Annotated in this window: 13 protein-coding genes and 1 pseudogene; 11 read left to right on the plus strand and 3 right to left on the minus strand. The window is 40.2% G+C overall.

The genetic code is table 11. The annotated features are described in order from the left end of the window. Nucleotides 1-259 precede the first annotated feature (259 nt). From rhaB to ACIQXR_RS08735, 7 genes are all read left to right on the plus strand, one after another. Nucleotides 260-1723 (plus strand): rhamnulokinase, encoded by a 1464-nt coding sequence (gene rhaB / locus ACIQXR_RS08705; RefSeq protein WP_402867847.1) that lies wholly within the window; start codon nt 260-262, stop codon nt 1721-1723. Further along, a complete protein-coding gene (gene rhaA, locus ACIQXR_RS08710) occupies nt 1707-2966 on the plus strand; it encodes an L-rhamnose isomerase (RefSeq protein WP_402867848.1) in 1260 nt (419 codons plus the stop codon). The genes rhaB and rhaA overlap by 17 nt, the downstream gene beginning before the upstream one ends. Nucleotides 2967-2998: 32 nt before the next feature. After that, nucleotides 2999-3313 carry an L-rhamnose mutarotase gene (gene rhaM, locus ACIQXR_RS08715; RefSeq protein ID WP_402867849.1) on the plus strand — a complete coding sequence of 105 codons (315 nt, stop codon included), beginning with the start codon at nt 2999-3001 and terminating at the stop codon, nt 3311-3313. Nucleotides 3314-3390: 77 nt separating this feature from the next. Continuing rightward, a complete protein-coding gene (locus ACIQXR_RS08720; protein ID WP_402867850.1) occupies nt 3391-4671 on the plus strand; it encodes an MFS transporter in 1281 nt (426 codons plus the stop codon). Nucleotides 4672-4964: 293 nt separating this feature from the next. Then, on the plus strand, nt 4965-6152 hold the full coding sequence (locus ACIQXR_RS08725; protein ID WP_402867851.1) for a CaiB/BaiF CoA transferase family protein: 1188 nt from the start codon (nt 4965-4967) through the stop codon (nt 6150-6152). A 14-nt stretch (nt 6153-6166) separates the two neighbouring features. Continuing rightward, nucleotides 6167-7372, plus strand: coding sequence for an acyl-CoA dehydrogenase family protein (locus tag ACIQXR_RS08730; protein ID WP_402868543.1), 1206 nt, complete (start codon nt 6167-6169; stop codon nt 7370-7372). Nucleotides 7373-7394: 22 nt separating this feature from the next. Further along, the gene (locus ACIQXR_RS08735) at nt 7395-7706 is read left to right on the plus strand and encodes a DUF3870 domain-containing protein (protein WP_402867852.1); all 312 of its coding nucleotides are present in this window, start codon (nt 7395-7397) and stop codon (nt 7704-7706) included. Between the two features lie 95 nt (nt 7707-7801). Here ACIQXR_RS08735 and ACIQXR_RS08740 read toward each other — a convergent pair whose 3' ends face one another. Next, nucleotides 7802-8347 carry a hypothetical protein gene (locus ACIQXR_RS08740; RefSeq protein WP_402868580.1) on the minus strand — a complete coding sequence of 182 codons (546 nt, stop codon included), beginning with the start codon at nt 8345-8347 and terminating at the stop codon, nt 7802-7804. An 88-nt stretch (nt 8348-8435) separates the two neighbouring features. After that, nucleotides 8436-8513 (minus strand): annotated as a pseudogene (locus tag ACIQXR_RS08745) (CotG/ExsB N-terminal domain-containing protein); the annotation flags it as partial. A 152-nt stretch (nt 8514-8665) separates the two neighbouring features. Here ACIQXR_RS08745 and ACIQXR_RS08750 point away from each other — a divergent pair. Both ACIQXR_RS08750 and ACIQXR_RS08755 read left to right on the plus strand, forming a co-directional pair. Continuing rightward, on the plus strand, nt 8666-9757 hold the full coding sequence (locus ACIQXR_RS08750) for a CotH kinase family protein (protein WP_402867853.1): 1092 nt from the start codon (nt 8666-8668) through the stop codon (nt 9755-9757). Between the two features lie 187 nt (nt 9758-9944). After that, nucleotides 9945-10916 carry a TRM11 family SAM-dependent methyltransferase gene (locus ACIQXR_RS08755; protein WP_402867854.1) on the plus strand — a complete coding sequence of 324 codons (972 nt, stop codon included), beginning with the start codon at nt 9945-9947 and terminating at the stop codon, nt 10914-10916. Nucleotides 10917-11148: 232 nt separating this feature from the next. Here ACIQXR_RS08755 and ACIQXR_RS08760 read toward each other — a convergent pair whose 3' ends face one another. Beyond that, complete coding sequence (locus tag ACIQXR_RS08760) at nt 11149-12120, minus strand: MBL fold metallo-hydrolase (protein WP_402867855.1); 972 nt, start codon at nt 12118-12120, stop codon at nt 11149-11151. Between the two features lie 396 nt (nt 12121-12516). Here ACIQXR_RS08760 and ACIQXR_RS08765 point away from each other — a divergent pair, with 396 nt between their 5' ends. Together ACIQXR_RS08765 and deoC are read left to right on the plus strand one after the other, a co-directional pair. Further along, nucleotides 12517-13455, plus strand: coding sequence for a DNA-binding transcriptional repressor DeoR (locus ACIQXR_RS08765; protein WP_402868545.1), 939 nt, complete (start codon nt 12517-12519; stop codon nt 13453-13455). A 226-nt stretch (nt 13456-13681) separates the two neighbouring features. Beyond that, nucleotides 13682-14347 carry a deoxyribose-phosphate aldolase gene (deoC, locus tag ACIQXR_RS08770; protein WP_402867856.1) on the plus strand — a complete coding sequence of 222 codons (666 nt, stop codon included), beginning with the start codon at nt 13682-13684 and terminating at the stop codon, nt 14345-14347. The last annotated feature ends 90 nt before the right edge of the window (nt 14348-14437 follow it).

Genomic DNA, 14437 nt, shown 5'->3' on the forward strand with positions numbered 1-14437 from the left:
CTATTTAAAAGTTATAAAATCAATAAGGCTAATAATATAGGAGACGAATGTAATTGAATAGTGGAGCTGAATTCCATAGCCTCAGTGATGTGTAATACCTAATGTTCTATTTGTGTGTTTTACTATGTGGAAATTAGTAGCCAACAAAGAAAATAGTGAATAAACAAAAAAAAACTACGTTGATTCATATTTGTTTTTGTTGTATTATTTGTTTTAGTTGAAGAGTTAGAAAAATCAAAAAAAGAAAGGGGTGGAGAAATTGGTATATGTTGCAGTAGATATTGGGGCTTCAAGCGGTAGGCTTGTCATTGGTAATAGAAAGAACGAAAAATTAGAAACGAATGAAATACATCGTTTTGCAAACGGATTCACAAGAAATGCTCAAGGGGTATTGGTTTGGGATATTGATCATCTGTTAAATCAAATACTGAGAGGGTTAGAGAAAGTGAAGGTACTAGGTTATGAAACTTGTACCCTAGGAATAGATACATGGGCTGTTGATTATGTTTTGGTGGATGATCAAGGCGATTATTTGCAGGAGCCAATTTCTTATCGTGACAGTCGGACTGAAAATACGATTGAAAAGGTGACGGTATCGATTTCCAAGGGAGAAATCTACAATAAAACGGGTATTCAGTTTTTACCATTTAATACACTGTATCAATTTTATGAAGAGAACAAAGGCACGTTACATAGGACGAGTAAAATCTTGATGATTCCTGATTATTTAGGTTTTGCACTAACCGGCAAGGCGGTCAGTGATGTGACTAATCTTTCAACGACACAACTATTGAATGTAAACACACGGACTTTTGATGAGGAACTTCTTCATTTGATTTCCTTGAAAAAGGAAAAATTCCCTGAACTTGTTGAACCTGGAACCGTTTTGGGAGAGTTGAGGAAGGATTATTTCTCTACATATGATTTACCAGAAAAGTGCCAAGTCGTCACCGTCGCAACGCATGATACGGCATCTGCAGTGGTGGGGACACCTGGTGAGGATGAGGGCTGGGCATTTTTAAGCAGTGGGACCTGGTCATTATTAGGAATGGAGACTTCTGTGCCTTTTACGAATGAAAAAGCTTTTCATCATAATTATACGAATGAGTGGGGCGCTTTCGGAACGACGAGGTTATTGAAGAACATAATGGGCTTATGGATCATCCAAGAAGTAAGAAGGCATCTCATTCAGGATTATAATTTCTCCCAATTTGTCGAAGAAGCACTCAAAGAAGAGACGTTTAAGCAATTCATTGACTTTAATGATGATCGATTCCTTAATCCCGCCAATATGATTGAAGAAATTCAAGGATATTGCAGGGAAACGAATCAGCCAGTGCCGGTAACCGCTGGGGAATTGGCATGTTGTGTATATAGCAATTTGGCCATTATCTATGCGATTGCACTGGAAGACTTAGAAGATATTACTGGAAATGCAATCGATCGTTTACATGTAGTCGGTGGGGGAGCCTACAATGATCTTTTAAATCAGTTAACTGCGGATATGAGCGGAAGAGATGTATATGCAGGACCTACAGAGGCAACTGCGATAGGTAACTTATTGATTCAGTTGATTGCGAAAGAAGAAATTAGCGATTTAAAAGAAGGAAGGAAATTGGTGAGGAACTCTTTTGAAGTCAAACAATATGTCCCGGGCGAAGTTGACCGCATGACAATCATGAACAAATTTAAGGAGGTAATTAAATATGAACAACCAAATTAAAAGAGATTACCAAGCCGCTAAAGAACTATATGCAAATCATGGAATTAACACGGATGAAGTGATAGAAAAATTAAAGGAAATTAAAATCTCCATGCATTGCTGGCAGGGGGATGATGTAAATGGTTTTATGAATAAAGATCAAGGACTAACTGGTGGAATATCCGTAACAGGAAACCACCCAGGTGCAGCAAGAACTCCGGAAGAACTAAGAAAAGATCTAGAAAAAGCCTATTCATTGATACCTGGGAAACATAAGTTGAATCTTCATGCCATGTATACAGATACAGATGAACAAGTGGACTTGGATGAAATTGAGCCACGCCATTACACAAAATGGGTTGAATGGGCAAAAGATCAAGGACTAGGACTGGATTTTAATCCTACATGCTTCTCCCATCCAAAGTCTGAAGATGGTTTTACGTTAAGTCATCCTGATAAGGACATCCGTGATTTCTGGATTGAACATTGTAAGCGCTCCCGTAAAGTGGGGGAATATTTCGGAAAGGAAACGGGTCAAACATGCGTAACGAATTATTGGATCCCAGATGGATTTAAAGATACCCCAGTTGATCGTCTGACTCCAAGAAAACGTTTAGCAGAGTCCTTGGATGAAATCTTCAAAGAACCAATCGATCGACAATACAATTTAGATGCAGTGGAGAGCAAGTTATTCGGAATCGGGTCTGAAAGCTATGTCGTGGGATCTCATGAATTTTATATGGGATATGGCTTGACGCGAAATAAATTGATCTGTCTGGACTCAGGACATTTTCATCCGACAGAAACGGTTTCAAATAAATTATCTGCCCTTTCTTTATTCACTGAGGGACTACTGCTGCATGTGAGCCGTCCTGTTAGATGGGACAGCGATCATGTCGTGACTCTTGATGATGAACTTCTTGAAATCACACGTGAATTAGTCACTCATAACCTGACTGAAAAAACCCATATCGGGCTTGATTTCTTTGACGGGAGTATCAACCGCGTAGCAGCTTGGGTGATTGGCACACGTAATACGATTAAGGCCCTCCTTCGTGCATATCTACTTCCCACTGAAAAATTGAAAGCGGCGGAATTAGAAGGTGATTACACGACTCGTCTAGCATTGATGGAGGAATTCAAAATGTATCCTTTTGGCGCTATTTGGGATTATTATTGCGCCGATCAAAATGTTCCTGTAAGAGAAGAGTGGCTTGCTGAAGTTAAAGATTACGAGAAAACATTGTTAATAGAACGAGTATAAGTCTATTTGACTGACAATGGAGGGTGATTCACATGATTAGAAAAGCCAGTATCATGACCGTCTATAAAGACCATTATGAAGAGTACCAGAAAAGGCACGATGAATTATGGCCTGAAATGGAAGCGGAACTAAAAGCTCATGGGGTCCACAATTACTCGATTTTTCTTGAAGAAGAAACGGGCAAGCTATTTGCTTATCTGGAAATAGAGGATGAAGAAAAGTGGAGGGAAATGCCTAAAACAGCCATTAATAAAAAGTGGTGGGACTATATGGAACCTTTAATGGAAACCAAACCGAACAATAGTCCCGTATCTACTGACTTGAAGGAAGTTTTCCATTTGAAGTAAAAAATAGGGTGGATTCTTTATCGAAACATGCTCTTTAAAGGATCCTTTTTTTTCAACAAGAAGGGGGGAAGGTTGCAATGGCTAATAAAGTGAAAAGCAAGAAAGGTAGTTTAAAGTCCACCATTACAGTTGCGATGTCAAACTATTTGGAAGCAGGTTCAATTGTAGCGGGTGCCGGCGGACTTACGCTCTGGATGGAATACTTAGATCTTGATGATTTTAAATTGGGGCTTTTGGGCGCACTCAGTGCCAACGGTTTTGGAGCAGCGATTGGTGCCTTGTTAGGTGGATTCCTTGTTGATAAATATGGTCGTAAGTTCATTTATAAGTTTGATTTGATAGCCTATATGCTGGGTGTTTTGCTCATCATCTTCTCATTTAACTTTCCTATGTTACTTATTGGATATGTTGTGACGGGCATTGCTGTCGGGGCTGCCATTCCAGCAGCGTGGACATATATCGCCGAAGAAGCTCCGGAAGGGGAAAGGGCAGCAAGGGTTGGCTGGGGTCAACTGGCTTGGTCTATTGGACCAGCGCTCACTTTGTTCCTTTCCGTTGCTTTGGCACCACTAGGGTTATTAGGAAGCCGGTTAATCTTTGCCCAATTATTTGTCATTGCCTTAGTCACTTGGATCTTGCAACAACAGATTAATGAGTCGACTATTTGGGAAGAGGAAAAACAAAAACAGGACAAACTTAAAAAGAGTGGCAAACTTACAGACGTTTCGCTTAAAGAATTACTTAGTGTGAAAGAAAATCGTAAAGCTTTATTCCTTTTGATCGGAATATATGGGTTCTGGAATATGGTAGCTGGAGTAATGGGTTACTTCATGCCATATATATATGAGACAGTTGGTGGACTTTCATCTACTCAAGCTAACTTATTACAGGGAACTTTATGGTTGTTGACTGTTATCTCTACCTACTTTATATTCATCAAACTGGGTGATAAAGTAAACAGGAAAGTTTTATTCGGAACAGGTGCTGTAATGGGGATCGTCGCGTGGCTCATCTTGACTTTTGGCGGCATGGGCTGGACTGAATTATTGTTATTTGTTTTATTATGGGGGACAGCAGCAGGGTTTGGCGCACAAGCATTTTATGCTCTTTGGTCAAGTGAACTGTTTCATACAAAATACCGTGCAAAAGCGCAAGGAGTCATGTTCTCCATAGCTCGTATCGGTGTAGGGCTATTCTCGCTCGTTATCGCATTATTGATTACGACATTAGGCTTTAAGGTAGCGGGGTTAATTATGATTACTTTCCTGGTTATCCATCTAGTCATTGGTCTTACCATGTCACCGGAAACCCGGGGGAAATCACTTGAGGAAATACAAGAAGAACGATACGGTGCATGAGAACAACAATCATGATAAGTTTGCGAACGATCAATATCCATAAAGTGAATTTAATTATTGCAAAATTCAAATAACTATTTTATACTTAATTTACCAAACCGATGACAGCGACTTACCTTGCTGCATGGCCGGCTTGTTTTAAATGAGTATTTATAAAATTGACTTTGTTCACTTGATCTTCCTTTGTCGGAAGACAAGCCATGGATAAGAGTCAGTGAAACGTTCAATGTAATCACATTGTCTGTTTTACTGGCTCTTTTTGTATATTTCAACAATGGGAAAGGGGTGAAGGGATGAAAGGGGCCTTGGAAGGAATAAGGATTATTGACGTCTCCCGTGTATTGGCGGGACCGTTTTGTTCGATGATTCTTGGTGATTTGGGAGCGGAAGTTATTAAAGTGGAACATCATGAATCAGGAGATGAAACGAGAGGATGGGGTCCGCCTTTCGCTGAGGGAGAAAGCGCTTACTATTTATGTGCCAATCGCAACAAAGAAAGTATGACATTGAATTTAAAGTCTGAACCGGGGAAAGAAATTTTTCGTAAGCTAGTATCGACAGGAGATATTGTCGTTCAAAACTTCAAGGCAGGCACGCTGGAAAAAATGGGTGTGGGATATGAACAATTAAAAGAAGTGAATCCTCATTTGATTATGGCATCAATTACAGGATTCGGATTAACCGGTCCTAATAAAGATTTACCTGGCTATGATTATATCATTCAAGCGATGAGCGGCCTGATGAGCATCACGGGCGAGAGTGATGGAAGCCCCATGAAAGTGGGGGTGGCGATAGCTGATGTCCTGACAGGGTTATATACCTGTATTGGAATTTTATCAGCCCTGCATCATCGGAATAATACGGGTGAAGGTCAGGAAATCGACATTGCATTGATGGATTGTCAAGTCGCTTCCTTAGTGAATGTCGCCAGCAACTATTTGTTCAATGATATATCTCCTAAGCGAATGGGAAATCAACATCCCAATATCGTCCCTTATCAAGTATTCCACGCAAGTGATGGGGAACTAGTCGTCGCTGTTGGGAATGATGAGCAATTTAAGAGATTCACGACGGTTTTAGGAAGGCCGGAATTGGCGAATCATGAACCTTTTATGCACAATAAAGATCGTTTGCAGAATAAAGAGGAATTAATACCGATTATAGAAGCTTTATTAAAAAGCAAGACGAAGAATGAGTGGAAAACGCAATTGGATATAGCCGGGATCCCTAATGGCCCTATTCAAACCATTGCCGAAATGTTCGAGGATCCTCAAATACAGGCAAGGGAAATGTTAGTGGAGATGGAACACCCAAAAGTTGACAACCTTAGAATGACTGGGTCGCCTTTAAAACTTTCAAAAACACCGGTCACGATGAGAAAGCATCCACCGCTGTATGGGGAGCATACAGAATCCATTTTAGCCGAATTGGGGTATAACCCGGAAGACATAACCAAATTCAAACAAAATAAAATTATTTAGGAGGAATTTAGATGATGCATTTCGAATTAACAGAAGAACAGAAAAGTGTAAAAAAAGTGGTAAGGAAATTTGTTGATAAGGAAATCATTCCATATATTCAAGAATGGGACCGACAAGGAGAGTTTCAACCACATATTTTAAAGAGATTGGCTGAATTGCAATTGATGGGTGTGTGCATTCCTGAAGAATATGGCGGAGTCGGCATGGATTATAATACACTCGCCATCGTGTGTGAGGAATTGGAGCGTGGCGACACGGCTTACCGGACTGCGGTGTCCGTACATACCGGGTTAAATAGCATGACACTTTTGCAGTGGGGAACCGAAGAACAAAAACAGAAGTATTTAGTGCCACAAGCAAAAGGCACGAAGATTGGTGCTTTCGGCCTCACTGAGCCTAATGCTGGGTCAGACGTTGCAGCCATGAAATCAACGGCTAAACGAGATGGTGATTATTACATTTTAAATGGATCAAAAACATGGATTTCTCTTTGCGATTATGCGGACCATTTCCTCATTTTTGCGAAAACGGATCATGACCTAGGCTCCAAAGGAATTACGGCATTTATCGTTGAGCGTACGTTTGATGGCGTTGAATCGAAAGCAATCAAAGGAAAGCTAGGAATTCGTGCCGGTAATACAGGTGAAGTCTTTTTAACGGATGTTAAAGTTCCGGTTGCCAATAGATTGGGCGAAGAAGGGGAAGGGTTTAAAATTTCCATGTCTGCCTTGGACAATGGACGGTTTACGGTAGCTGCCGGCGCAGTAGGCCTGATTGGCGCAAGTCTGGAAGCGAGCTTAAAGTATTGCCATGAGCGCAGTACATTTGGTAAAGAGATTGGGAGACATCAGCTTGTACAACAGATGATAGCCAAAATGTCGGCGAATTTAGAGATTGCAAGATTGTTGGTCTTTAAAGCAGGGACTTTAAAAAATCAAGGAAAGCGAAATACACAAGAAACGTCACTTGCTAAATGGATTTCATGTGATGCAGCAAATGAAGCGGCGAATGATGCGGTGCAGATCCATGGAGCCTATGGTTATTCAGATGAATATCCGGTGGAACGGTTCCTAAGGAATTCAAAAGCTCCGGTCATTTATGAAGGAACACGAGAAATCCATACGGTCATGCAAGGAGAATATGCATTGGGGTACAGACAGGATAAAGAACTTCGCAAGCAATTGCCTGCATGGCCATTTGAGCAGGTTTCTGTCCATTAATTACTAATAAGGAGATCAGATGATGAACACATATTTTATTGCAGGGCATGCTAAACTCCCACAAGGTATGGCGGCAAGAAATCTCTATGATTCCATCACGATCACGGTAGAACTGGACCTTAAATACGGCGTAATTGTCGATGCCTCCTGTACGCTTGCTACAGAACATGGTAGGGAATTCATCCGCCAGTTACTTCGTGGTTATTGTTTAAATGATGGAATTGACGAATTGATTGAACGCGTGCAATTGTATTATCGAGGGAAGGCAGGTCAAGCCATTCAAGCAGGTCTGAAAGATGTCTATGGTCAGTTCGAATTGATCTCCATTAAATAAGGAATGAGATGGGTTTTCCAGGTTAAGAATCTGGTAAATCCATCTTTTTTTAATGTAAGGGGTATGGCATTCAACGTTTAGGTTCATGCCTTCACTCAGCTACATATAAAACATTCAGGGAGCTCTAAGAATATGTAAAAAGAGGTGATAAAAAATCTATCACCTTTCAAAAATAAAATGGGTCTCAATGACCTGACATTACTTCTGATTAATTGCCTGTAATCAGAATTTCCATTTCCAGTTCTTGTGGAAATCGAAAGAACCTTTGCCATGGAATCTGCGGTTCCTAGTGGAACGACGATTTCTGCTAGAACGACGGTTAGAGCGGCAAGTAGAACGGTTCCGGCTAGAACGACGTGTAGAGCGGCAAGTAGAACGGTTCCGGCTAGAACGACGGTTAGAGCGGCAAGTAGAACGATTTCTGCTAGAACGACGTGTAGAGCGGCAAGTAGAACGATTCCGGCTAGTGCGACGTTGAGTGCTGCAAGTAGAGCGATTCCGGCTAGTGCGACGTTGAGTGCTGCAAGTAGAGCGATTCCGGCTAGTGCGACGTTGAGTGCTGCAAGTAGAGCGATTCCGGCTAGTACGACGACGAGTACCACAAGTAGAGCGGTTCCGGCTAGTGCGGCGTTGGGTACCACGTGTTGAACGTCTAGTACTACGCTTTTTATTATTTTTCTTGTTTTTCTTATTCTTCTTCCGTGATGACCGGTTTTTTGAACGTGGGTCTTGGAATAGGAATTCATCTAACCCAAACGAATTCACCATTTCCACCGCTTTTTGAATTTCTTTAAATTTAGTTGACATACATTCATTCCCCCTTTTCACTAGCTAAAATATGCGGCTTGTACGAAAAGTGCTTATGGTAAACACACATATTTCCAAAATAAATTGATGGCTTTAGTGGCATCCTTCGTTTTTTTTCATAAAGTAAAATGAAAATGAAAGGGAAGGTTTTAATGAATACTGACAAGAATCTACCGGTTTACCATCTTTTTATTCCCCCTGTAAACTTAATCGAGCTTCGTAGGGATATTTGGAGTAATGACCCCGTCCCTGCAAAATTATCGATAGAAAAGAAAAAATTGGATGTCGATATCGTTTATCGTGGCTCCCACATCCGGGGTTTCCGGAAGAAGTCCTATCATGTGGCTTTTTATAAACCGAGTATGTACCGAAAGGCTAAAGAAGTTCATCTGAATGCTGAATATAAGGATAAATCTCTGCTGAGGAATAAACTATCTTTAGACTTTTTCGCAGATATCGGAACTTTATCACCGAGGTCCCAATTCGTTTTCCTTAATCTTAATGGAAAGGATGAAGGGATTTATTTAGAATTGGAATCTGTGGATGAACATTACTTGAGGAACAGCAATTTGCCTGAAGGATCCATTTTTTATGCAGTGGATGGCGATGCTAATTTTTCATTGATGAGTGATTTGGATAAGGAAGTTAAGAAATCCCTGGATATCGGGTATGAAAGAAAATGTGGGACAGCTCAGGATGATTTGTACTTACACGAGCTAATCATAAAAATCAATACGATACCAAGAGCGGATTTTGAGAAGGAAATTGGAAAGTACGTCAATGTAGAAAAGTATCTCCGCTGGTTGGCAGGTGTCGTTTTTACACAGAATTACGATGGATTTGTCCATAATTATGCTTTATACCGGAATGGAGAAACGGGACTTTTCGAAATCATCCCTTGGGATTACGATGCGACATGGGGCAGGGATGTAAATGGTAAAGTGATGGAAGAAGATTATGTTGGAATCAGAGGCTTCAATACATTGACCGCAAGAATTCTTGATATAGCTGCATTCCGTAAACGGTATCAAAGTCTTCTAAAAGAGATTATGAATAACCAGTTTAACGTGAGGTATATGGAACCCATCATTCATGAAATGCATAGCTTGATCAAACCGTATATGCCAAGAGATAGATATGTCCGGGACAATATCGAGGCATTTGAGAATGAACCTAATTTTATTTTAAAATATATAGAGGCTCGGGCAAAATATATTCGTAGTCAATTGCATAAGTTAGATTAAATGAATAGTGTGAATTCGTTGGGGTTAGGCAAGGTTATTTTCCACCTTCCATTCTTACAGCAAGTGGAATGGTAACGTATTTATTAAAATAGCAGGAACACTGAAAAATCAGTATTCCTGCTATTTTTTTCATTTGCATTTCTATCCACTTACGGCTATGTTTGATAGAAAGATATAATCTTAAGTGATGAAGGATGGGAATAGTTTGAACAATGAAAGCCGTATACCGGCGTATATATATACTTTTACGTGCACTCCAGACGAACGTTCATTATGTAATATGGAAACGCGTTCGCTCTTTGGTTGTAAGACCGAAGTCAATATTTTAAAAAGTGACATCAAAATTGATCCGAGCAGAAGTCCTTTTATCAAGGGACGTGTCGATATTATGTACGAAGGGGAAAGCATATCTGAAATCGTTGAACAGGTAAAGCAACTTCCAATTACCGATTCAACATTTAAAGTCCTATTCATTAAAATAAATGATTTGAATATAGAAGACAAAATTGATTATGATGGACAACGTGCCATTGAGAGGGAAATTGGCTGGCATATCCAGAGTAAGGCAGATGTGCGCAATCCAGATCAAACTTATGGGATTGTGCCATTCGAAGGACGTTGGTACTTTGGGGAATTCGTCAAACCCGAACCGGTTTGGTTACATCATTTGAAGAAGCCCCGTGAGTATTCAACGGCACTTAGTACCCGGGTCGCAAGAGCGATTGCCAATATTGCCGTACCACATCCAGAGGGGGTAAAAGCCATTGATCCATGTTGCGGAATAGGGACGGTATTGGTGGAAGCATTATCCATGGGAATCGATATTGTTGGTCGTGACATCAACCCTCTAGTTACGGATGGGTCTAGGGAAAATATTGCTTACTTCGGACTGGAAGGCGATGTAACAACAGGACCGATTTCAGAGGTTACGGAACACTATGACGCAGCCATCATAGATATGCCGTATAATCTTTATACACATGCTACGCCGGAAGACCAACTTTCGATTCTTAAACATGCTCGTCGTTTTGCGGACAAGGTGGTTGTAGTAACCATCGATACGATGGATGATATGATTCATGAAGCGGGCTTTGAAATTGCGGATCGTTGTCTAGCGAAAAAAGGTGTATTTTCTAGGCAAATTGTGGTGTGTGTATAAAAGCCTCGTTGGATATGTAGAAGTATCCCTAATCAAGTTGTCTATTAAAGTTAATAGATAAGAAAGGAAGAGTGGTGCATACTCTTCCTTTTTTATATGTCTGTTATTCCTTAGCCATCAATCGAAAACGACCGAAATCATCGTGCTTATCGGCTGTTTTGTGTGAAGCAAATCCTTGCGTTCGATGGCATAGCCTCTAGGTTGCCAAGACCGGATGACCAGGATATTACCCTTATCTAGCGGTATAGTGAATCACATTTCCACTAGAGTATTTGTCGATTTTTCCTTGGTACTCCAAGTAATCTAAATGTCCGATGATCTCCGACATGACAAGTGGGAACTCTTTTAAATATTTTTCTTTGTAATAGTTTTTTGCTAACTCATTCCCTGTTGTTATTCCAGCTTCAATTAAAGCGAGGATTTTCTTGGATTTTGTTTCAATGTTACGGAGCCTTTTTTCTATTAATGGACCTGCTTGATGGATGATGTTTCCGTGTCCAGGGTAAAGGATATCCACCCCTAATGCCAAACAGCGCTCCAACGATTCAATATGGTCTACTAGAGTCCGCATCCTTTGGCCGTTTTCATCGGGCTCCACCAATGCATTGCTAGAGATATGTTCAATTAATAAGTCTCCAGCAAGAAGTCGGTTCTCGCTTTTATCAAGAAAGGCAATTTGGTCTGGTGCATGACCGGGAAAATGAATCACTTCGAGATTTAATAATTGGTTTTCCTTAATCTCGATGATTTCACTATTGATTTTTTGATCTTTGTTATTATTGACGGCATTGAATAAATAGGCCACTTGTTTATCTCCAAGTTCCCCACAGCCCATCTGAACGTAAAGTCGTTTATAGAACTCAATCCTCATGCTAAGAAAATCCGGATCTCGCTTTAACCTTGGTATGGATTTAGAGTGAGCATAAACAGGAATCGGGTGAGGCTCAGTGATACGGTTAACGAGTCCCACGTGATCCCCGTGATGATGGGTCAGGAGAATCTCTGTAATATCTTCAAGCTTTAGGCTATTTTCCTCTAATGTGTGTTGTAAAGCGTCCCAACAAACATCATCATTCATGCCAGCATCCACCAGCGTAAGGGACTCATTCTGTTCCACTAAATAAAAGTTTATACTTTTCAATGCGAGTGCACTTGGCGCTATAACTGGGTGAATCTTAAGTGTTGACCGGTTTTTCATGAGCATCCCTTGTTCCCCCTGAAATGAATGAACTTTTGGAAGGAAGGTTTATTCATTTATGCTGTATCAATGAATCACTCAAGCTTATAAATGAATGAACGATCCTTAAAGTTCAATTTATTAATAAACGATAGTTATACCTTTAGCTTACTATTTGTTTTATTTAAAGTAAATTCTGAAAAATGAAACATTTATATTATAATAGCAAGATAATTTTCCTGAATCGCTTATCGTACTGGTGGATTTTTTCTATAACTAAATTTACCTTTTTTATATTTTTATGTAAATTAATCTTCTCGCCATGCAAGTTTTAGTATATGGTTAATTTAACAGATTGGATGGGCATTATTCCATGTAAACTAAAAGGTGATAATCGGAATGACAGAAGAAATGAGGGCATGTATGGATCAAGATAAACAAAGGCTCAGTATTGCGGCTGCAAGACTATACTATGAATCGGATTATAGTCAACAAGAGATTTGTGCACGCCTTGGCGTGTCGCGACCAACGGTTTCTAGGTTGTTGCAATATGCGAAGGAGCAGGGCTACGTAAGTATACACATTAAAGACCCGTTAGAAGATGTGGACGAACTCTCAAAACAGTTAAAGGAACGGTATGGATTGGATCATGTAAGCGTTTCATATTCCCCACTTAATGAGTATGAGGAGATAACTAAGCATATCGGGCGGACTGCCGCCGAATTTTTACACAAAATCGTAAAAGACGGAGATATCATCGGCATTACCTGGGGTACCACATTGTTTTCAGTGGCCTCACAACTTAAAAGCAAGCGAGTGAAAGGTGTAGAAGTAGTTCAGCTAAAAGGCGGTGTAAGCCATTCGTATAGCCTTACTTACGCGGCTGAAGTTGCCAATCTATTTGCCGAAGCTTATTATACGGTCACCCGCTATTTACCTTTACCTGTTATTTTCGATAAGCCAGAACTTAAGCAGATGGTTGAGGAAGATCGGCATATAGAACGGATCATCGAAATGGGTAGACAAGCGAATATTGCATTATTTACGGTCGGTACGGTCAGAGATGATGCTTTACTTTTTAAACTTGGTTATTTAAGTGAAGGGGAGAAAGCTGATCTCCAACGTACGGCCGTAGGTGATATTTGTTCTCGTTTTTTTGATGAAGAGGGGAACATCTGTAATGAAGTTATTAATAGCCGCACGGTGGGCATTGATTTAGAAGAATTGCAAAAGAAAGAAAGAAGCATTTTAGTTGCTGGAGGCGAAGATAAGATCAAAGCCATCCAGGCAGCGTTAGTGGGAAAATATGCTAATACCCTCATTACAGATCAATTCACGGCTAAAGCTCTATTAGAGTGTTAAAAGAAAGAATATATGGTTGGCGCCTAAAAAGCGCTGACCTTATTTTTTTATGTCTATAAACATTTAGTTGAATAGGTTGTAAAAATATTTGAACAAAATTTCAAATTAAAATTTACATATGTTCCACACCGTGGTATTATTTGGTTGTGAAAGCGCTTTTCTTATTGAAAAATCAAAAAAGATAAAAAATTATAGTGAAAAATAATAGGATAAGGGGCCGTTAAAAATGAATAAGGCTAAATTAATTGACCATACACTACTGAAAGCTGACGCAACTGAAAAGGAGATTGTTAGATTAGCAGAAGAAGCCAAGGAATACGGTTTTGCTTCCGTTTGCGTGAATCCACAATGGGTGTCACTTGCAGCGAAAGAATTAAAGGGAAGTGACGTAAAAGTTTGTACAGTCATTGGATTTCCTTTAGGCGCGTCTACTACAGCAGTAAAAGTATTCGAAACGCAAGACGCTATTTCAAACGGCGCAGAAGAAGTAGATATGGTAATCAATATTGGCCTCTTGAAAGCTGGTAATGATGATGCAGTTGAAGCTGATATGAAAGCGGTTGCTAATGCTGCACATGGAAAAGCTCTTCTGAAAGTGATTATTGAAACATGCTTATTGACAGAAGAGGAAAAGGTCCGTGCATGTCAACTGGTCGTTAATGCTGGAGCTGATTATGTTAAAACATCCACCGGATTTTCTACGGGAGGTGCCACTGTCGAAGATGTAACGTTAATGAGAAAAGTCGTTGGTCCGGATATAGGTGTAAAGGCATCTGGAGGGATTCGGGATAAAAACGATTTAGAAAAGATGGCTAAGGCAGGAGCTACCCGTATTGGCGCGAGTTCAGGTGTCAAAATCATGCAGGGGGAAGCCGTTAATGGAGGCTATTAATTTAGATAGCTAGTCCCTCGTTTGAAAACCGAATGCAATTGGACTCATTAGTGGGTAAATATCAGTAGGGGTTCTTACTTGAATAAGGAG

The organism is Peribacillus sp. NPDC097224, from assembly GCF_044761985.1.
Taxonomy (GTDB): Bacteria; Bacillota; Bacilli; order Bacillales; family DSM-1321; genus Peribacillus.